The following is a 21,159-nucleotide window of genomic DNA, read 5'->3' as shown; positions in this document are numbered from 1 at the left end:
AATTTATTTTATATAACATAAATGCTATAGTTAAAAAAAACTCTATCTAATGTTAAAGGAGGTCTCATGAAAAATAGTTTCTCTAGTCAGAATTCATATCCTACATTAAGTATAATTTGTTTCTTATTAGGTTTGCTTTGTTGGATTCCTAACTTATTCTTTTATAATGCAAATAATCCTTCCTTATTTATATTTTTAACACCAGTTTTAGGTGCTTTGGGAATATATTTTGCGATAAAGTGTCGAAGTAAATCACTGAAAAATACTTTGATAGTATTGAATGGTCTAATTGCATGTAGTATTGGTTTAGTATTTTTTATTGGGACTTTGATTTGGGGTCCTTAGCTTATTAAAGTAAAAAACTCCTAATATCTTCATTACTAGAAGATATTAGGAGTTTTTTTTTATTTTTCTACATAAACACACACAGCTTCTGGAACTTTAAAGTCATGTTGAATTTCAGTCAAAAGTCCTGTTGCCTCATCACGCGAAAATGTAGTAACATTATCACTATCTTGGTGTGCGGCTGCTACAATCTTACCATCACTTGATAAGTTAATATCTCGAGGAGTCTTTCCTGACGTAGAAATAGTTTGTATTTTCTCCAAAGTAGAGTCACCTAAACACTTATAAACGACAATTGAGTCATGACCGCGGTTACTAGCGTATAAGAACTTATCATCAGCAGATAGCCTGATAGCTGCAGTCCCGTTAAAACCAACATAATCTTCTGGAAGTGTTGAAATTGTTTGAAGTAAAGAGAATTCTCCGACACCATCGTAGATAAGAACTTCGATAGTAGAATTAAGTTCACAAATCAAGTAAGCAATCTTGTTTGTTTTTTGGAAGACGATATGGCGAGCACCAGAGCCAGGTGCAGACTGATAATTATTGATTTCAATCAGTTTTCCGTCAAGGATATCATAAGTTGTCACACTATCGGTACCAAGGTCACAAGTTACTAAAAACTTGTCAGGTGTCAAATCAGCAAAGTGAACGTGCGGGCTCGATTGATTCTCATGAGGGCCAAAACCAACATGTTGAACTTTATCGCTTAAAGATAGACTTCCATCTTCCTGGCGTCTGTAAGCAAGAACTTGACCTTTGTGGTAGTTTGCACCATAAACCAAATCACGTTCTTCATCAACAGAAACGTAACAAAGTGGTGCACCTTCTTCAACAACATGATTGAGAAGATGACCATTAGCATCAAATGCCGCAACACCACCCTCAGACTTAACAGCTCCAACGGAGTACAGATGTTTTTGATCATCAATAGTTAAGTAAGTTGGACTTGGCTCCTCAATATATTCGATTAAATCGCTAAGTTGCCCAGTTTCAGTATCCAAAGTAGCCTTGTAGATTCCCTTAGACTCACGACGTGTATAAGTTCCAAAGTAAATTGTATCTTGCATATTTTACCTCTTCCTAGATTATATTCTATTTAATAATATCATAAATGGGATAAAAGGTTGAGTTAAACCACTTACGGTATCAAAAAAGTTCACATATATTTTCTATAAATATATGAGTGATTTCCTCTAAATTTAATATCTAAAAGGCGAAAAAAGCAGATTTCATTTAATGTTTTTAAATGTTTTTTTCCTTTGCTGACTTGTGTTATAATTTAAGTTACAAAAAAGAAAAAATGAAGGTAAATGAATGAATCAAAATAGACCTTATAAAACCTCTTGGTTTTACAAACTATTTATTAATAATAGGATAGCAACAACATTAGTAGTTTCACTCCTATTATTTTTAAATCTTTTTATAATTAGTAAACTAGGCTTTCTTTTTAGACCAATAATTGAGTTCTTGGGAATAATAATGTTGCCAGTTGTTTTGGCAGCAATCTTCTATTATATGTTGAACCCAATCGTCGATTGGTGTGAGAAAAAAGGAATAAAAAGGACAATTTCAATCAGTATTCTTTTTATTATTTTAGTAGGGATAATCATCTTTTCACTTGCAGTAGTAATTCCTAGTATTTTCGATCATATAGAAAGTTTTATGACCAATATTCCATATTATATTAGTGAATCACAAAAAAGAATTAATGAAATAATCAAGCAACCGCTGTTTGAGCAATTCAGACCTCAAATTGAAGAATTCATTAATAATGTTAGTGGAAAATTAATAGAAGCATCAAGGGATATTTCAAAAACAGCAGTTTCAGGAGTAACTGGATTCCTATCTACTGCAACAAGTGTCTTGGTATCTATTGCTATTCTACCATTCATTTTATTCTATCTATTAAAAGATGGTAGAAGACTCAATCCATACGTAACACAATTTCTTCCAGACAAAGTTAGACCCCAAACAGCAAAAATTTTATCTGATGTAGGAAATACCTTATCAAACTATGTACGTGGACAAGTAACAGTTTCACTTGCCGTTGCAATAATGCTTAGTACCTTATTTACTATAATTGGACTTAAATATAGCGTGACTATTGGTATTATAGCAGGTGTACTTAATCTAATCCCATATTTGGGATCATTTGTTGCCTTAGTCACAGCATTATTAGTTGCACTAGCAACAGGTCCTGTTATGATTATTAAAGTTCTAATCTGTTTTGCCTTAGAACAATTTATTGAAGCACATCTAATCTCACCATTAGTACTAGGAAGTAAATTAAAAATACATCCAGTTACAGTATTGATTGTATTACTAACTTCAGGAAAACTTTTCGGTCTTTGGGGGGTATTACTGGGAATACCAGTTTATGCATCATTAAAAGTAATAATAAGTTACTTCTACAAATGGTACCGTGAAGTATCAGGACTTTATAGTGAACCGCTAATGACAGAAGGACAACTTGATCAAGTAGAAGATGAATTGGATAAGGAGGCAGAAGAATAATGACATATTCAGAACAAATGGTTGAGGCACTTCATGACCAAGAATTAGAAAAAGCTCAAGATCTTTTAAAAAAAGCGCTTGAGTCTGACGAACAGGAAGTCCTTTTGGACCTAGCCGAATATTTAGAGTATATGGGATTTCAAGAAGAAAGCCGCTTAATATATGATAAAGTCATGGATGAAGATCCAGAAGATAAAGGCTTCTATATAAATTTAGCAAGTATGGCTGCTGACGATGGTGACTTTGATAAGGCATATGAATACCTATCTCAAATCCCTGAGGATGATGAAAATTATTTGGCAGCAGTAGTTGAGACAGCAGATCTTTACCAAATGGAGGGCTTTTATGAAGCTGCTTTGGAGAAATTACGTCTCGCCGAAAGTATGTCAGATTCACCATTAATTACCTTTGCAATGGCTGAATTATTTTATAGCCAGGGAAGATATCAAGAAGCGATAGATAAATATGTACTCCTTGATGTTGAAGAAATTTATGAAGCAACAAGAGTCTCAACATATCAACGTATTGGTACTGCCTATGCAAGTATAGGTAAATTTGAGTTAGCCCTTGAATATCTAGAAAAATCTTTAGAATTATATCATGATGATAATGTTCTCTTTGAACTTGCAAATATCAATATGGAGCTTGGAGAAGATAAGAGAGCGATTGATTACTTTAAACAGTTAGATGTTTTAAATCCTGATTTTGACGGATATGAATATCTATATGCCCAAGCATTAGAGCATGATAATAATTTTGAAGAAGCTAAAAACATTGCATTACAAGGTTTGAAAAAGAATCCTCAGGATGTTCCATTACTTCATTTCTTGTCACGTATTTCTTATCAAATGCATGACTTTGAAGAAGCTGAAAAATATCTCATGCAGGCTCTTGATGTACCAGATATGCATGACGAAACAGTATTTTTATTAAGTAATTTATATTTAGATCATGAAGACTATGAAGCAGTAGTTCATTTGGAAGATGTTTTAGATGAAGAACATTTACTTGCATCATGGAACTTTGCTAAAGCATACATGGAACTTGATGAAGAAGATAAGGCTGAAGAAATCTTTGATGGATTGGCAGAAAATATGTCTAATAACCCAGAATTTTTAAAAGATTATATTGATGTTTTACGTAGAATAGGACGTCAAACGGATGCTAAAACTCAAGTCGAAAAATATCTTGATTTAGTTCCTGACGATGAAAACATGCAAAATTTACTACAAGATCTTCAATTAGAAGAATATTAAACTAAAATTATTCTCGCTTTCGGGCGAGATTTTTTTATACAAAATATTTTTTTCTTATGATAACGGTTTCCTAGTCTTCTTTAATAGTTTTCTTCTTTTTTTCATGATATACTAATTCACGAAATAAGAAAAAGGAGATGCAAATGTCAAAAGATAAATTTGGTGCAGACCTAGTTGTTGATAGTCTGATTAATCATGATGTGAAGTATATTTTTGGAATTCCAGGAGCAAAAATTGACAAAGTATTTGATACTTTGGAAGATAAAGGTCCTGAGTTAATTATCGCTCGCCACGAACAAAATGCAGCCTTTATGGCTCAAGGTGTTGGTCGTATTACTGGTGATCCTGGTGTTGTTATTGCTACAAGTGGTCCCGGAGCAAGTAATTTAGCAACAGGTTTGGTTACTGCAACAGCAGAAGGTGACCCAGTTCTTGCAATTGGTGGTCAAGTAAAACGAGCAGACTTATTAAAACGTACTCACCAAAGTATGGACAATGCTGCCCTTTTCGAACCAATTACTAAATATTCAGCTGAAGTTGAAGATCCAAACACACTTTCTGAAGCAATTGCCAATGCCTATAGAATGGCTAAATCTGGTAAACCAGGTGCAAGCTTCATTTCAATTCCACAAGACGTTGTAGATTCAAAGGTTTCTGTTAAGGCAATTTCGCCATTAAGTGAACCACGTCTTGGAACAGCTTCTATTGAAGATATTAACTATCTAGCTCAAGCTATTAGAAACGCTGAACTACCTGTACTTTTACTAGGTAGTGGAGCATCAAGTGAAGAAGTAACTGCTGCAGTTCGTAACTTAATTAAACATGTTCCTCTCCCTGTAGTTGAAACATTCCAAGGAGCAGGTATTATTTCAAGAGATTTAGAAAAGAATTTCTTCGGTCGTGTTGGATTATTCCGCAATCAACCAGGTGATATGCTTCTTAAGAGATCAGACCTTGTAATTGCGATCGGTTATGATCCAATTGAATACGAAGCACGTAACTGGAATGCTGAAATTGATAGCAGAATTATCGTAATTGATGAAGCTATGGCTGAAATTGATACATATTTCCAACCAGAACGTGAATTAATTGGTGACATCTCTGAAACATTAAAGAGTCTTTTGCCTGCCATCAGAGGTTATAAACTTCCTAAGGCTTCAATTGATTATTTGATTGATTTACGCGAAATTCTAAATTTCCCTGATATGAGTATTGTTGAAAAAGAAGGTGTTCTTCATCCAGTTGATGTAGTTTCAACTCTTCAAAAACATGTTAAAGACGATCAAACAGTTACTGTTGATATTGGTAGTCATTATATCTGGATGGCGCGTAAATTCCGTTCATATAGCCCACGTCATTTGTTATTCTCAAATGGTATGCAAACACTTGGTGTTGCACTTCCTTGGGCAATTTCTGCAGCCCTTGTTCGCCCAGGGAAAAAAGTTTATTCAGTATCTGGTGATGGAGGATTCTTGTTCTCAGCACAAGAACTCGAAACAGCTGTTCGTATGAATTTACCAATCGTTCATTTAATCTGGAATGATGGTCATTACAACATGGTAGAGTTCCAAGAGGTAATGAAGTATGGTCGTTCAAGTGGTGTTGATTTAGGACCTGTTGATTTTGTTAAATATGCAGAAGCATTTGGAGCAAAAGGAATTAGAGTTCACTCAAAAGACGAACTAGACCAAGTATTGGCAAACATTGATGATTCTACTGGTCCAGTAATCATTGATATTCCAGTTGATTACTCAGATAATATTAAACTTGGAGAAACAATCTTACCAGACGAGTTTTATTAAAAATATGATTTAGACATCTTCGGATGTCTTTTTTGATTATAACTAGAGAAGTGTATATGACAGATTAAAGAAAATATTTATGATATTATTTAATAAAAGACTTGACCTTCACCTTACGTAAAGGAATATACTGATATTTGTAAAGAACAAGGAGGCACTTTGGGTGAAAAATATTAAGGAAGTATCAAAACTTACTGGATTAACGGAAAGAAGTCTAAGATACTATGAAGAATTAGATTTAATTAATCCGTCTAGAAACGAAATAAATGATTATCGTCAATATAGTGATTCTGACGTCGAAAAACTATATCAAATTCAACTATATCGCAGCCTAGATATTCCTTTGAAGAAGATATCAGAAATATTTTTTAATGAAAATACATCAGAATATCAAATTTATATGGAGCAAATTGATAGGTTAAAGAAAAAAAGAGACGACCTAAATAAAATTCTTGATGATTTACAAAGAAAAATAGAAGGTGAGAAAATCATGGAAAAAGATTTTAAAAATGTTAATGCAGTTATTGCAGATAATGAAGCAAAATATGGACAAGAAATTCGAGAAAAGTATGGTGATCAAGTAATTAATCAAGCAAATGATTATCTACGTGCCTCAGGCGATAAAATATTTGATAGTGCGGAAGAATTACGTCTTCAAATTAATGAACTGTTGACTCAACTTGTAGCAGAAGAAGTGAGTATTGAAGATGAAAAAGCCAAAAAACTTTTTGCTCTACATAAAGAATGGTTAGAAATATATTATCCTAATTATTCAAAAGAATATCATTTAGGACTTGCTGATATGTATGAATGCGACGAAAGATTTGCAAAATACTATGATGATGTAATTAATGGTGGAATGAAATACATGGTTGATACGATCAGAAAATATGCATAATAATGAAAATTGGTATATACAAATATACCGATTTTTTGTACAAAATTAATTAATAAAAATAATTTTTTTAAGGTCCATAAAGCTTTGATTTAAAGGGAAGTGTACGCTTTCAATAAATAAAGTAGAAGTTTAAATATTATGAAAATAATTGAAATTTGGTAAATCTTAGTCTATAATACTGTAATATATTTGAAATATACAAAGAAATCACATTTTAAAAAAGAAGTGAGGAAAAAGATGGGTGAAAAACAAGTAAATAAGGATGATAAAGCAGCCTTAGAACGAGGACTCAGTGGTCGTCACGTTGAGATGATTGCTCTTGGGGGAACAATTGGTACAGGTCTGTTTCTGGGAGCTGGAAGATCAATACAAGCAGCAGGACCATCGATAGTATTAATTTATATCATTACTGGGATATTTATGTTCTGGATGATGCGAGCACTGGGTGAGTTAATGTTGACTGATACTAATCAGCCCACTTTTATCGCTTTTATTGAAAAATATCTTGGAAAACGAGCACAGTTAGTAATCGGTTGGACATACTGGATTGGCTGGATTGTAATAGCCATGGCCGAGCTTACGGCCATAGGTATCTACATGAAATATTGGTTTCCAACGATTCCTGTTTGGATATGGGAGGTAATTTTCTTAATAGTCTTATTTGGTATTAATATCATTGCAGTAGGAGCATTTGGAGAAACAGAATTTTGGTTTGCCATGATTAAAATTATTGCGATTTTAGCCATGATTGCTACTGGTATATTTATGGTTGTAACCCATACAAGAACATCAGCCGGTGTCGCAAGCCTATCAAATTTATGGAAATATGGTTTTGTTGCTGACCATGGGAAACATTTATTACCTGCCTTCAAGATGGTATTCTTTGCTTTCCTAGGTATTGAGTTTGTTGGTACTACAGCGGCAGAAGCTAAAGATCCTGATAAAGTAATCCCTAAAGCAATTAATTCAATCATCATGCGTATATTAATTTTTTATGTTGGAGCATTGCTAGCTATTATGTGTATTCAACCTTGGACTAATTATAATGCTGATGAATCACCATTTGTACAAGTATTTGCAGGAATTGGGGTTACGGCAGCAGCTGGAATTATTAATTTCGTTGTATTAACTGCAGCAGCATCTTCATTAAACAGTGGAATATTTGCAACTGGACGAATGTTGTACTCTCTAACTCATGAAAATCCAAAGAGTCCATTCTCAAAACTTAGTAGAAATAAACTTCCTTTGAATGCTATTATCTGCTCTACAGTTCTAATTGGTATTGCTGTAATTGTAAGTATTCTTTTACCGGAAGGAGCATTTGAAATAATCACATCAATTGCATCTGCAGCCTTTATTGGAATTTACATGACACTTGTTTATGCCCATCTTAAATATCGTCAATCTGATGATTTTAAAAATGGACCTCAAAAATTCAAGATGCCAGGTGCGCCATTAACTGATTATTTAACACTAGCATTCTTAGCTTTCATATTTATTATCTTACTAACTACAAAAGAAACACAATTTGCAGCAGTTCTTGCAATTGTCTGGTATGCTTCACTTTATGTATTAAGTAGGAATACAAATAGAAAAAAGCAAATTAAATAGATATTTCTAAAAGTTATCGAATTTTCGATAACTTTTTTTATGCTCTTTTTATGAATTATGAAGAGTTAATAAAAAATTATATTTTTAGTTGACTTTTTAATCCGTACCATTTATAATAATACACATAGGGGTACCGTACTATATGAAATAGTACATATAATATATAGGAGGTATGATGAGTAAATTACCTATTTATGAGCAAGTTGCTGAAAAAATAAAACTTGATATTGTTAAAGGAAAGTTGAATCCAGGGGATCAACTCTTATCTGTTCGAGCTATGGCTGTAGAAGAGGGTGTTAATCCTAATACGATTGCTAAAAGCTATCAACTTCTTGAAAGAGAGGGAGTTATTGTAGCAATGCCCAACAAGGGGAATTTCGTTAGTGAGGATGTCAATAAGTTAAATCAAGTACAAAAACAGGATATGCTTGATGAACTAACTAAAATGGTTAAAGATATAATGAAACTAGGTGTTAGTAAAGATGAATTAGTGGAAGTTATAAGAGGAGTTGTAAATGATGCTTAAATTAAGAAATGTATCAAAAGAGATAAGTGGGAAATTAATTTTAGATGATGTTAGTTTTGAGATTCCTGACTCAAAAATAATAGGTGTTGTTGGGAAAAATGGATCTGGGAAAACGACCTTACTGAAGATTATTTCAAGTGAAATGCTACCCACAACAGGAGAAATTATTGTCCCTGTTGATGATGTATTTTATGTTGACCCACTATCAAACTTTATGACTAATTATTCTCCAAAGGTTATTGCTGATATAATCTCAGCATATTTGCCAAAATTTAAAAGAGATGAATTTTATAATATTTTAAGAGATGCAGACCTGCCTGTAGACAAAATGATTTCTTCATTTTCAAAGGGACAGCAAGCGCTGCTATATATTGCTTGTGGTATTGCATCAGGGGCAAAGTATATACTACTAGACGAGCCGTTAGATGGACTTGATGTTTTTATTAAAGATAAAGTTAAGAGTTTACTTATTGAAAATGTTGGACGTACAGAATCAACTGTTTTGATAGCCACTCATAATTTAGCTGAGTTAGATAGTTTAGCTGATAGCATCTTATTTATAAAGGATAATAAAATTAAGATTTATGATCCAGTGGAGGAAGAACAGGTAAAAGTTCAATTTGTTTACGATGAAGATATACTTCCCTCTAATCTTACCGATGTCGCTAAAGTTATTGAAAAAAGGGGAAGAGTTTGGCTTGTTATAATGCCCGAAGATGAAATAGAAAAAATCTTCTCAGATACTTCTACATATCAATTTGTAGAGGTTTTGCAAGTGACAACAGAAGATGTTTTCCGTATAGAATTTAGTTAAGGGGAGGGACTATGATCAAGTCATTAAAAGCATATTGGAATTTAAGAAAGTTTTACATATTAGGAGTTTATATTTGTATTATATTGGTTGGGGTAATTGGTATGATCACTGACCAATCTAATTGGAATTCTTATAGAGAAAATGTTTATAATTATACAAATGAAAAAGATTATCATACTTTTAAAAGTCAGGTTGAAGAACTTGTAAAAAATGGTCATGGGAAAGATGATTACCACAGTATAGATTTTTTTAGTTCACAGTTTTCAGAAACTGGTAGTCCAAAAGAAGTTAATTCAGATAAAGTCTGGTCATATGATTATGTTGCTGCTTCAACATTTGGAAAGTCTTCATATGTGAACGAACATAACCTTAATACTAGTGAATTAAAAAATAGATTGAGCGCTAAGAATGTATTGCAATACTTACCAAATTCATTTGAGGAGTATAGGAATAAATTGCTTAATTTCTATAATCCAACTCCAGAATATAACAATGGCTTTATTTTTGGGCCTGAAAATTCAACATATTTTTTTGTAAGTATCAACAACTCCGCTATTATGAGCTTTGTGTTAATTATTGCACCACTCTTATTACTAATTATGTGCTTAGATCAGGGACGTAAATTTTCACTTTTTTATGTTCAAAGAGGTAGAAACCGGAATAAACTACTTTTTTCGCAATTTATTTATTTTGCCTTAGGTTCTATTTTAATGATAACTTTAATGTCTATTATTACACACATGACTCGAGGATTATTTATTCCAAATAAATATGTAAATATACCCGTAAGAGGTTTAATTGAAAATGGAAAACAGATAGTAGCTTTAGCTTTAATTTTAACCATATTCATAATGTTTATTGATGCATTAATTGGAAAATCAATTTATAAGATTTTAACTACAGTATTTAGTATCCCTGCAATAATACTTTTTGTTAATAATCTCTCATCAAAATATAGAGGTGATTTAGATAAATATCTTAGTAATTTTAAATTTATAATTACTTTAATAATTTTATCAGTAATAATTATTCCAATTATATATTTTATGAACCTGAAATATTCATCGGAACAGGATGAGAGGTTCATCAGATTAAAGAAATTAAGCATTCCGTTTTACTTATTTATCGTTTTCTTAACAACTTTTGATTTGTTTATGCCAAGTGTTACTAGCTCATCATTTAGTACAAATAATTTAATATATATAATTATTGGGATATTTGTTATTGTTCTATTTGGAAAGTTAATATTAAATTTTGATTCTTATTTAATCTTTAAAAGAAAAAATAAATAGATTTTTATATAAACAATATATAAACGGAGGGAAAAAATGAAAAAAAGAGAAATTATTTTAATCACTGTCTGTTTTACTGTTCTATCTGGGGTCACATATGCTTTAATTGGCAAAGACTTTTCTAACGAAAAAGATAAAAATCAAAAAATTGAGATACTTCAATCAAGTGTATCAAGTGTATCAAGTGTCTCGAGTTCCTCTAATAATAGTGAGAATGGAATTGATAAAATTGAGGCAACTGATTCTACTGGAAGTGGGGATACTTGGGATGAAAAAGTCAAGCAAAAGGAAGAACTTGAAAAAAATGGTGGCTCATATCCTGATAATTATGTAAAAGAAAACCCACCAATTTCAGATGAGATAGCAGATAAGTTTTTAAGTGGTTCTACAGAAGAAAATAATGCAAACGAAAGTAATACAAATGATTCAAAAAAAGCGACGAGAAAATATATCAATGTTAATCAGCAAATTCAGCAAAAAGCAACAACTTGTGCACCAACAGCTGTGAGTATGATTCTTTCAACTAGAGGAAAAAATATATCGCAAGATCAACTGGCTTTGGAAATGGGAACAACGGATGATTTTGGTACTCACAATAAAGATGCAATTAGAGTTTTGAATAAACACTTATTTGGATATGAAATACCTGCTAATAATCAGGATGGTTATAGAATTGCTACAGTTAAATGTGCAGATCAAAACTCAGAAGACTTGAAATTATTTAAAGAAAGAGTAAAAGAAAATATTGATAATGGTTATCCATTATATTACACTATCGACAATTCACGTATGTATGATAATAGGACGGGAGAACATAATCTTATTGGTAATGGATATTTAACAAATTCAGATGGAACAGATATTGAATATATATATTACATTGACCCTTCTCCATATATGCAAGATGCTAAATATGGAGGTCTAAAGAAAGTGACTCCCAAAGAATTGCTTGAAGCAATGATACCTTGTATGGAACCTAATTATGCTTGGTAAATTTGTTGTCACTAATGAGGAATAAAAATGAAATTAACAAATGTTGAAATAAATCAGTTATCACAAAAGAATGCAGAAGTGATAGCTGATACTTGGAAGTATGAAGAACCCTATTCATTTTATAATATGACGGAGGATCCAGAAGATTATGAGCAACTGATAAGTTCGGAAGGTCGTGGACAAAATTACTATCAAATTCTTTCAGATAATGAATTGATTGGATATTTTTGCCTTTTTGAAAGTGGCGATGAATTAGAAATTGGTCTTGGATTAAAACCTAATTTAACAGGAAAGGGGATTGGAGATCAATTTTTCCAAATAATTCTTGATTATATTAATCAAAACTTCAAAATTAAGCAAATTAACCTGGCAGTAGCTGAATTCAATAAGAGAGCCCACAAATTGTATTTGAATCATGGTTTTAAGGATATAGAATTATACAATCAAGCTACAAATGGTGGTGTTTATCCATTTATCAAAATGTCTAAACGCATCAACTAGTTTTATCTGTTTAAACAAACTATTCTGTTTAAATATTCTAAATTGTGGCACAATACTTGCTTTTTGACCAAAAAAGATGTTAACATATAAGATAGTCTTATAACTTAAAGGAGGACTATTTTGGATATAAAAAATAAAATTTGGGGCTATGTGAAGATAATATTTGCCCTCTTACTTTTGGCTTTTGCCATAAATATGTTTTTAGGACCGCATCAAATTGCAGCAGGTGGAGTTAGTGGTCTCGGGATTTTGATGGAATATGCATTCGGTTTTAGTCGTGCAGGTGTTGTACTTGCTCTAAATATTGTCATGCTTATTCTTGCCCTTGTTTTTCTTGGTAAGGAATCATTTTTGAAGGTTCTATTTGGTAGCCTAGCTTTTCCGGTCGCAATCGCAATTGTGCCAGAAATGATGCTCACAAGTGATAAATTATTATCGGTATTATTTGGTAGCGCCATATTCGCTTATGGTGTAAGTATTCTTTATAACAACGACTCATCAGCTGGTGGGACAACAATTCCTCCACTAATCTTGCAGAAGTACTTCAATATCGATAAGTCGGTTGGTCTTCTCATGACAGATGCGATAGTTGTTTTCCTAAACCTCGTCGTTTTCGGCATCGAGTCATTCTTATATGCAATTCTTTCGATTATTATTACCTCAATAGTGATGTCATATATTGAAACTGGGACAAATCGTAAGAAGGAAATCCTGATAATGAGTGAGGATAAACTACCAGCCATTCAACAGTGCCTTAACAATAAAATTGATCGTGGTCTAACTTTCCTTGAGGCCAAAGGCGGCTACAAAAATGAAAGCAAGCAAGTACTGATGATTGTAGTTGATAATCAGGAATTTCTGACTATCAAGCGAATTATTGAGTCGGTAGATCCGAATGCCTTTGTAATTGTAAGTAACGTGTCGGAAGTACTAGGACGTGGTTTCACATATACACACGTGGAATAAATTCAATATCTATTAAAATAAGTAGTCTCTGAAGTTTAGACTACTTTTTTTAATGGACTAAAAAAGACCTCAAGTGAGATCTTAAAAATTATTTAACTCTTGAACCCTTGCTTCCTTTTGTAAATTTCATATTAGGATAGTTTTTAAGTAAACGTTTAATGTGTTTATCACGTAAACTTGTTTTGTTTTTGAAGTGTGCAGAAATTTTCTTATGAGAGTCAGATTCTTGATGATTCTTAATGATATGATCCCAGCGCCATTCTTTTGCTGATGCATTTTCTGGGTCATTTTTATCAACTTGAGAAGCAACTTCATTTTTAGTAGAGTGTGAGAATTCAAGTGAGCTTATAACATCTGCCATAAATAAAACAAATAAGATTGCAGGTGCGATACCTTTAGTAGAATTAATAAAATTAGTAATATGACCACCAATGAATGGTTCAATGTATTTTATTAAAATTACACAACCGAATCCCCAAAAAATTGATACAGGGAGTGCAACTCGACCATTAATATTAAATGGAACATCAGAATAGTCCCAAAGTTTCATATTGAAAAGTTTTTCCAATAGATAGCTTGCGATATATTCAATGACAGTTGCGATTACGATTGAATAAAGATAGAGTTCAAGAGTTGAACCGTAGCTTTTAGGAGTTAGAAGTAAAACTCCACAAACTCCAAATCCATATACAGGACAGTATGGACCAAGTAAAAATCCTCTATAAACAAAATGTCCTGATTTTAGTGAGCAGTAGAATGTTTCCCATAGCCATCCGATTACTGCATAGACTAGAAAAATCATAAATAATTGCCAAAAATCTTGTAACATGTATAATCTCCTTAAATTAGATAATTCAATTTATACCATAAAGTAGGAAAAATTGCATTGATTTATATATCTGACTTAACTATTACTTATTTTTAGGAATTTTTCGATGCTATTATAAAGCTGCTCTTTAGACAATTCGTTACAGCCAATTTCATATTTAATCTGACTTAGAAAATTTGCAAAGTCGTTAATATCATCAATTGGTACTGTCTCATAGATATTACCATCAAATAAAAAATCTATTTTACTTCCCCATTGATCCTCAAGGAAATATTGAGCCTGAAGAATTTTTTCATTATTTTCTTCATCAATATCGACCTTATAGTTAGTTAATTTATACTTCATAATGACTCCTTAACATATATTTGTAAGTTAATTATAATATATTTTTACTGAAAATTGATTAAATTTATAAAAATGACAAAGTGTCAGACAAATGTTTTGACACTTTGTCATTTTTGGAGTAAATTAATCACATAAATAAATTTTTATAGGAGGCAATAATGTTTTTAGCCATTAAGGAAATGAAGTTTTCGAAATTTCGTTATGTATTAGTAATTGGAGTAATGTTTTTAATTTCATATTTAGCATTTATTCTTTCAGGACTTGCGACTGGTCTTTCAGATCAATTTAAGCAAGAAGCAGAAGATTGGGGGGCGAGCCAAATAGTACTCTCTGAGGATTCAAATAGTGTATTTGCTGCTAGCCAACTTAAAAGAAAAGATTTGGATAGAGTAGATTCAAGTGATAAAGCGCCTATCGGTCTTTATAGTGGTGCTATTGATGTTGATGGTCAAGATGACAAGGTTAATGTTTCTGTATTTGGAGCATCAGACAATGCATTCTATCTTCCAGAAATTCTTGAAGGAAATAAATTAACTAAGGAAAATCAAATTATTATTTCTCAAAACTTAGCTGACAAAGGATTGAAAGTTGGAGATAAGGTAAAACTTGGTAATTTGGAAAACGAAGTAGAAGTTGTTGGTATCTTTAACAAAACCTATTATGCAGTTACACCAGTAATTTATACAAATCTTGAAACTTGGACAAAAATCAAGTATGGTAAACAACCATTTGCAAGTGATGGCGACAAACCAATCAATGCAATTCTTTCAAAAGGTGATATAAAGTCTATCACTAATAACGATGAAGATTCAAAAATTAAAGAGATGGATATTCCAGCCTTCATTCAAAAAATGCCAGGTTATGCAGCTCAAAACTTAACTCTTATGTCTATGATTTACTTCTTATTTGTAATTGTTGCAGCTGTAATTGGTATCTTCATGTATGTTATGACCATCCAAAAAACATCAATCTTCGGTGTCATGAAGGCTCAAGGTATTTCAAACGGATTTATAGCTAAATCAATCGTTTGGCAATCAGTGTTAGTAGGATTTATCGGAGTACTTGTAGGTTTCGTTCTTGCATATCTAACAAGTATGATATTGCCAGAAGCTATGCCATTTGCCATCGACTTTAAACAATGGTTGTTATATGGTGCAGTTCTAATCTTAGTTTCAGCTCTTGGTGGTTTATTCTCAATCAGAACAGTTGCTAAAGTAGATCCAATCAAGGCAATCGGATAAAGGAGATTAATGAAAATGACAAATAAAGATGTATTAGTGATGGATCACATCACAAAAGACTTTGGAAACGGACGCACTAAAATTACAGCCCTTAAGGATGTAAATTTCAAGGTTAAGGAAGGTGAATTTGTGAGTATCATTGGACCTTCAGGTTCAGGGAAATCAACATTTCTTACAATAGCTGGGGGACTTCAAAGCCCCACAAGTGGTAAAATTATTATCAATGATAAAGATTTTACTAACCTGTCAGAAAAGAAACGCTCAAAATTACGTTTTGAAGAAATTGGTTTTATCCTTCAATCTTCAAACTTAATCCCATTCCTTACAGTTAAGGAACAATTTTATCTAGTTGATAATGTTGAAAAGAAGAAAAATGAAGATACTAGAATTGATGAGATACTTAAATCTCTTGATATTTTAGATTTGAAAGATAAATATCCACGTGATTTATCCGGTGGTGAGCGTCAACGTGTAGCTATTGGTCGTGCATTATTCAATAATCCAAGTCTAATTTTGGCTGATGAACCAACAGCAAGTTTAGACACAGAGCATGCTTATGATGTTGTAAAACTTTTAGTTAAAGAAACACATGAAAATAAAAAAGCAACAGTTATGGTAACTCATGATACTCGTATGATAAAATGGAGTGACAGAGTTTACCACATGGAAGATGGAATACTTAAAGAGGTAAATATTGAAGATATAGAATAGGGGAAAGTGAATGCCTAAAGAAGCCTTTTATCGTCTTGGGGAGTCGAAAAAAAGTCAACTTGATCAAGTATTATTTAATGTTTTTTCAGCAAATCATATTAGTCAGGTAAAGGTTGCAGACATTGTAAGTCAAATGAATATGGCTCGAGGTAGTTTTTATAACTATTTTGAAGATTTGGCCGATGCTCATGAGTACGTGGTGAGAGATAAATATATGAAACTTCATAGAAAAATAATGGAGTTTATTTATCAAAAACAAACAGATTTATTTGCGGGAATTGAAGATTATTTGAGATGGATTTCAAGTCTGGATGAAGATAGTCAAGATTTTAAGGATATGGTTTTCCTTTTGACTAATGATTCACTTCGTTCTTACAAAAGAATTCCAATTGCAGCGAATTCTGAAAACTCACAGTATAAAATGATTGATTCTTGGATGAAAATTGTAGATGAAAATAACTTTACAAAAATTCAAACAAAGGAAGAAGGGATGACATTTCTTTTTTTCATTATGGAACTTGTAACAAATTGTTTAAAGACTTATCTAGCCAACAGCTGGGATGAAAATCAGTTAATTTGTGATTATCAAATGAAGGTTTCTTGGTTGAAATCAGGAATATTATAAGGAAATAGGGTGTTGAACAAATAGTTCTGACACCCTATTTTTGTGAAAAGACTATAGTTCTCCATTGATATTTTTACTTAATTTTCCTATAATAGGGACTATACATATAAAAGTTTGAAAATTATAAGAGTTTTGACAGACAAGTAGTTTAAGGAGATAAGATGGCAAAAAAAATTAAAGAAATTGCGCCATATAATTTTATAGCAACAGATCATTATCAAAGTCATGAATATTTGATTAAAGAAGGGACTTCTATTGGTAAGGAAGTTACTTATGATGAACTAAGTAATTTTGAGGTCAAGAAAAGAAATGTTTTTGATATTCTTGCTATTAGAGAAAAGTTATTAGTTAAAGAGTTACTTCCTATTAAATATCAAAGAATGTCAGCCAATACTTTCGCTTTCTTTCGTGGAACAGCAGACGTTATGGCTTATGACTTAAATAACGGTTATAAAACCGGAATTGATGGAATAATTTGTGGAGATGCTCATCTTGCTAATTTTGGATTCTATTCTTCTCCTGAAAGACAGCTCCTTTTTGATGTTAACGATTTTGATGAATCAAGAGTTAGCTATTGGGAATATGATCTTAAGCGTTTTTTAGTAAGTGCTTTATTAATTGCGGACAGTCAAAATCTTCCTAAGAATGATGCAGAAATCTTTTTGAAAAAGGCTGTTGATGTCTATAAAGAAGCATTGAAAAATATTGCCAAGCTACCATCAATAGAAAGAATGTTATTCCCAAATACGGTTGAAAACATTGTTCAAACCTTTGGTAATGAGAGTGACGAGAGTACACAAAAACTTTTGAAAAAGGCAGTAAAAAAAGCAGTGCACAAAGATTCAAACTCTGCAGTTGAGAAATTTACAGAAGTTGATGAGAATGGTAAGAGGAAATTTATTGAGAATTCTCCCGTTACTAAGCACGTTAGCCAATCTGATTATTTAACAATTGTAACTGGATATGAAGAATATAAGAATAACCTACCAAGTAATATTAAGTTATATCTATCTCAATGCCGTGTGATTGATATTGTTCGTCATGCTGTCGGTGTAGGGAGCGTTGGAACACTTTGTTTCTTAATGCTGTTACAAAATAATGATGGTTCTTATCTTGTTCTACAAATAAAAGAAGCACTTCCAATCACTGATGGTCATGAGGTATATGCAAATAAGGATCAACAAGGATTGAATATCGTTAATTGCCAAAAGATTTTACAGTCTGCTTCAGATCCGTTTCTTGGTAACTTTAAAACTGAAGATAAATACTTTTACGTTCGTCAATTTAGAGATATGAAAGGATCAATCAAGTTAGATAAACTAGATTGGGATTCATTTAGGGGTTATGTTGACGTTTGTATAATCTTACTTGCCCGTGCACACAGTCAGTCACCATCATTCCCAATGATAATTGGATATTTAGATAGTCAAGATTGGATGGCTGATGCATTTGTAACATACTCAAAAAACTATAGAAAGCAAGTACTTAATGATTATAAGGACTTTTTAAAAAGGTTAGAAGATGAGTGAACAAATTTTTTCAAAATATTATAATCGAGATCTAAGCTGGCTCTTATTTAACAGAAGGGTTATCAATCAATCTCGTGATGAGTCAATTCCACTTCTCGAACGTCTAAGATTTTTAGCTATTGCTTCAAATAACCTTGATGAGTATTATAGCGTTCGAGTTCCTAGTATCCAAGAAATAATAAGAGTTGCACCACAAGCGCGTGATAATAAAACAGGCCACTTACAAAAAGATATTCGTGATCAAATTTGTGAAAGAAACCGAAAGAATGTTGATATTCAATATACAAATTACTTTAATCTAATCGATATTTTAGATGATGAGGAAGTATTTGGTATCCGCGAATATTCTGAGCTCTCTAATCAAGAAAAAGAAGTTCTTGATGAGCATTTTGATGAAAATATCTTTTCATGCCTAACAAGCATTCAATTTGACCAATATCATGCACAGCCAAGTTACGTTGATGGGGAATTAAATATTTATATCCGTTCTTTTTATGAAGGGGAAGAAATTACAACAGTTATTCCTATTTCAGATAAGCTCGATAGACTTATTCCTCTTATCAAAGAAGACAGATATGTTTTTCTAGAAGATTTGATCATGAACAATATCGACAAGATATTGCCAGATAACACAATCATCAATCAATTTGTTTTTAGAATTACACGTGATAAAGATATAGAACTTGATAGCGACATAGAAACTGATGTTTTGGACTGGGTTAAGATGTATGTCAAGCAGCGTGAGAAGGGAAGACCAACACGTTTAGAGTATTCGGGAGATAACATTAACCAACACTCAACTGATATAGCTATCTTAAACGATATGTTAGGCTTGGAGAAAAAGTCGAGTTATAACATCCAAGGACCAATTGATTTAACTTTCTTATTTGGTCTAATTAAAAGATATTCAAAATCATATCCAGAACTTATCTATCCACCATTTCATCCGATTGAACCAAAACCAAATCGCGATATTTTTGAAAAAATCGATAATGAAACTCTACTCTTCCAACATCCATATGAATCATTTGATTTTGTAATTGAACTGTTGAAGGAAGCGGTAGATGATCCAAATACTATTGCAATAAAACAAACAATTTACCGTGTCGCAGATGAATCAGAGGTAATCGCACAACTTGTAAATGCTGCTAAAAGTGGTATCCAGGTCACAGTAGTCATTGAACTTAAGGCAAGATTTGATGAAGAAAATAATATTGCTTTAGTTGATCAATTGACCGATGCAGGATGTTATGTAAGCTTTGGTAAAGAAGATTTAAAAACACATAGTAAAGCCATGCTTATTGTCAAGAAGACTGAGAATGGTACTAAGGGTTATGCTCATCTTGGAACAGGTAATTATAATGAAGATACGTCTAAAGTCTACACGGATTTATCTTTACTCACATGTGATGAAGAATACATTGATGATGTTGAACAATTCTTCAATTACATGGTAAATGATATTGAAGTTCCTGATTATAAGTTAATCTCGACCTCACCTACTTTACTTAAGCCAATGATTTTGGAAAAAATCAAACTCATGAAGAAGCATTATTTGAGAACAGGAAAAGGGAAAATCTTTTTCAAAGCAAATGCTTTGACCGATAGAAATATTATCGATGCCTTATACAGTGCTGCTAAAGCTGGGGTGCCTATACGCCTTGTTATACGTGGTGCATGTTGTATGAAGGTTGGTATTTGTGGTGATAAGGAAGATGTAGTAATTTCAAGTATCGTGGGACGTTTCCTCGAGCACAGTAGAATCTATGGTTTCTACTGGGGCGGTGAAAATAGCGTTGATGATGCTGAACTTTGGATTGCTTCAGCCGATCTTATGACTCGTAATATGGAAGACCGTGTTGAGATTGCGACTCCAATTAAAGACAAGGAACTTAAGACTAAACTTGCAAATATTATCAATATTTTTGCATCCGATACAAAAGGTGCATACTATCTTAATAAAGATGGAAGATATAAGAAACTGCAAGTAGCTGAAAAAATAAGTTCACAAGAAACATTTATGAAGATTGCTGAAGCTGGACAACAGGTTGATACAATGAAGTTAAAACCAATAGAAACCCCAGTACCAGTAAGAAGAACTGACAGATATGAAGTAAATAATAAAAATGCTGATAATTTCCAATTTAGTAAGCTCTATAATATTGTAATGATTATCTTACTTGTAATTATCGTTGTTCTTATAACTCAATGGATTTTATAGTAAACGGAATATGAAAAGACCCATCAATTAAAATTTGATGGGTCTTATAATAGAATTTATACAATAAAAAAATGCCCGAGACAGGCATACTTTGAAAGTTGAATACGGATAAACCTTATTTTAACTCGCTATGTTAA

Annotated in this window: 20 protein-coding genes; 17 read left to right on the top strand and 3 right to left on the bottom strand. The window is 32.3% G+C overall.

The features are described from left to right. Positions 1-66 precede the first annotated feature (66 nt). Entirely contained in the window at positions 67-345 is a 279-nt protein-coding gene (locus BG261_RS00465) for a hypothetical protein (RefSeq protein ID WP_070791137.1), read from the top strand. A gap of 59 nt (positions 346-404) precedes the next feature. Here BG261_RS00465 and BG261_RS00460 read toward each other — a convergent pair whose 3' ends face one another. Next, entirely contained in the window at positions 405-1,415 is a 1,011-nt protein-coding gene (locus BG261_RS00460; RefSeq protein ID WP_070791135.1) for a lactonase family protein, read from the bottom strand. A gap of 247 nt (positions 1,416-1,662) precedes the next feature. Here BG261_RS00460 and BG261_RS00455 point away from each other — a divergent pair, with 247 nt between their 5' ends. From BG261_RS00455 to BG261_RS00405, 11 genes are all read left to right on the top strand, one after another. Then, positions 1,663-2,862, top strand: a complete 1,200-nt coding sequence (locus BG261_RS00455; RefSeq protein ID WP_070791133.1) for an AI-2E family transporter — start codon at positions 1,663-1,665, stop codon at positions 2,860-2,862. Further along, the gene (locus BG261_RS00450; protein WP_070791132.1) at positions 2,862-4,118 is read left to right on the top strand and encodes a tetratricopeptide repeat protein; all 1,257 of its coding nucleotides are present in this window, start codon (positions 2,862-2,864) and stop codon (positions 4,116-4,118) included. Before BG261_RS00455 ends, BG261_RS00450 begins: the two co-directional genes overlap by 1 nt. A gap of 143 nt (positions 4,119-4,261) precedes the next feature. Beyond that, positions 4,262-5,920: an acetolactate synthase AlsS gene (gene alsS / locus BG261_RS00445; protein ID WP_414653938.1), complete on the top strand. Its 1,659-nt coding sequence runs from the start codon at positions 4,262-4,264 to the stop codon at positions 5,918-5,920. Between the two features lie 163 nt (positions 5,921-6,083). Then, positions 6,084-6,818: a MerR family transcriptional regulator gene (locus tag BG261_RS00440; protein WP_070791128.1), complete on the top strand. Its 735-nt coding sequence runs from the start codon at positions 6,084-6,086 to the stop codon at positions 6,816-6,818. A gap of 237 nt (positions 6,819-7,055) precedes the next feature. Further along, positions 7,056-8,429 (top strand): amino acid permease, encoded by a 1,374-nt coding sequence (locus BG261_RS00435; RefSeq protein WP_070791126.1) that lies wholly within the window; start codon positions 7,056-7,058, stop codon positions 8,427-8,429. A 175-nt stretch (positions 8,430-8,604) separates the two neighbouring features. After that, positions 8,605-8,955: a GntR family transcriptional regulator gene (locus BG261_RS00430; protein ID WP_158007163.1), complete on the top strand. Its 351-nt coding sequence runs from the start codon at positions 8,605-8,607 to the stop codon at positions 8,953-8,955. Beyond that, positions 8,945-9,769, top strand: coding sequence for an ATP-binding cassette domain-containing protein (locus BG261_RS00425; RefSeq protein WP_070791122.1), 825 nt, complete (start codon positions 8,945-8,947; stop codon positions 9,767-9,769). Before BG261_RS00430 ends, BG261_RS00425 begins: the two co-directional genes overlap by 11 nt. An 11-nt stretch (positions 9,770-9,780) precedes the next feature. Next, positions 9,781-11,061, top strand: coding sequence for a hypothetical protein (locus BG261_RS00420; RefSeq protein WP_070791119.1), 1,281 nt, complete (start codon positions 9,781-9,783; stop codon positions 11,059-11,061). Between the two features lie 36 nt (positions 11,062-11,097). After that, the gene (locus BG261_RS00415) at positions 11,098-12,054 is read left to right on the top strand and encodes a C39 family peptidase (protein WP_070791117.1); all 957 of its coding nucleotides are present in this window, start codon (positions 11,098-11,100) and stop codon (positions 12,052-12,054) included. A gap of 27 nt (positions 12,055-12,081) precedes the next feature. Next, on the top strand, positions 12,082-12,555 hold the full coding sequence (locus tag BG261_RS00410) for a GNAT family N-acetyltransferase (RefSeq protein WP_070791115.1): 474 nt from the start codon (positions 12,082-12,084) through the stop codon (positions 12,553-12,555). A 117-nt stretch (positions 12,556-12,672) separates the two neighbouring features. Then, complete coding sequence (locus tag BG261_RS00405; protein ID WP_070791113.1) at positions 12,673-13,521, top strand: YitT family protein; 849 nt, start codon at positions 12,673-12,675, stop codon at positions 13,519-13,521. A gap of 88 nt (positions 13,522-13,609) precedes the next feature. Here the strand turns inward: BG261_RS00405 and BG261_RS00400 are convergent, their stop codons facing one another. Then, on the bottom strand, positions 13,610-14,350 hold the full coding sequence (locus BG261_RS00400; RefSeq protein WP_070791111.1) for a putative ABC transporter permease: 741 nt from the start codon (positions 14,348-14,350) through the stop codon (positions 13,610-13,612). Between the two features lie 75 nt (positions 14,351-14,425). Further along, positions 14,426-14,695, bottom strand: coding sequence for a hypothetical protein (locus BG261_RS00395; RefSeq protein WP_070791109.1), 270 nt, complete (start codon positions 14,693-14,695; stop codon positions 14,426-14,428). A 158-nt stretch (positions 14,696-14,853) separates the two neighbouring features. Here BG261_RS00395 and BG261_RS00390 point away from each other — a divergent pair, with 158 nt between their 5' ends. The 5 genes from BG261_RS00390 (at position 14,854) to ppk1 (ending at position 21,022) form a co-directional block, all read left to right on the top strand. Beyond that, entirely contained in the window at positions 14,854-15,936 is a 1,083-nt protein-coding gene (locus BG261_RS00390) for an ABC transporter permease (RefSeq protein WP_070791107.1), read from the top strand. 15 nt (positions 15,937-15,951) lie between these two features. Next, positions 15,952-16,647 carry an ABC transporter ATP-binding protein gene (locus BG261_RS00385; RefSeq protein WP_070791421.1) on the top strand — a complete coding sequence of 232 codons (696 nt, stop codon included), beginning with the start codon at positions 15,952-15,954 and terminating at the stop codon, positions 16,645-16,647. A gap of 10 nt (positions 16,648-16,657) precedes the next feature. Continuing rightward, positions 16,658-17,272, top strand: coding sequence for a TetR/AcrR family transcriptional regulator (locus BG261_RS00380; protein ID WP_070791105.1), 615 nt, complete (start codon positions 16,658-16,660; stop codon positions 17,270-17,272). Positions 17,273-17,433: 161 nt separating this feature from the next. After that, on the top strand, positions 17,434-18,801 hold the full coding sequence (locus BG261_RS00375; RefSeq protein WP_070791103.1) for a DUF2252 domain-containing protein: 1,368 nt from the start codon (positions 17,434-17,436) through the stop codon (positions 18,799-18,801). Continuing rightward, a complete protein-coding gene (gene ppk1 / locus BG261_RS00370; protein WP_070791101.1) occupies positions 18,794-21,022 on the top strand; it encodes a polyphosphate kinase 1 in 2,229 nt (742 codons plus the stop codon). The genes BG261_RS00375 and ppk1 overlap by 8 nt, the downstream gene beginning before the upstream one ends. The last annotated feature ends 137 nt before the right edge of the window (positions 21,023-21,159 follow it).

Source organism: Floricoccus tropicus, from assembly GCF_001832905.1.
GTDB lineage: Bacteria > Bacillota > Bacilli > Lactobacillales > Streptococcaceae > Floricoccus > Floricoccus tropicus.
The sequence above is the reverse complement of the archived record's forward strand: the minus strand, read 5'-3'. Positions and strand labels throughout refer to the sequence as shown.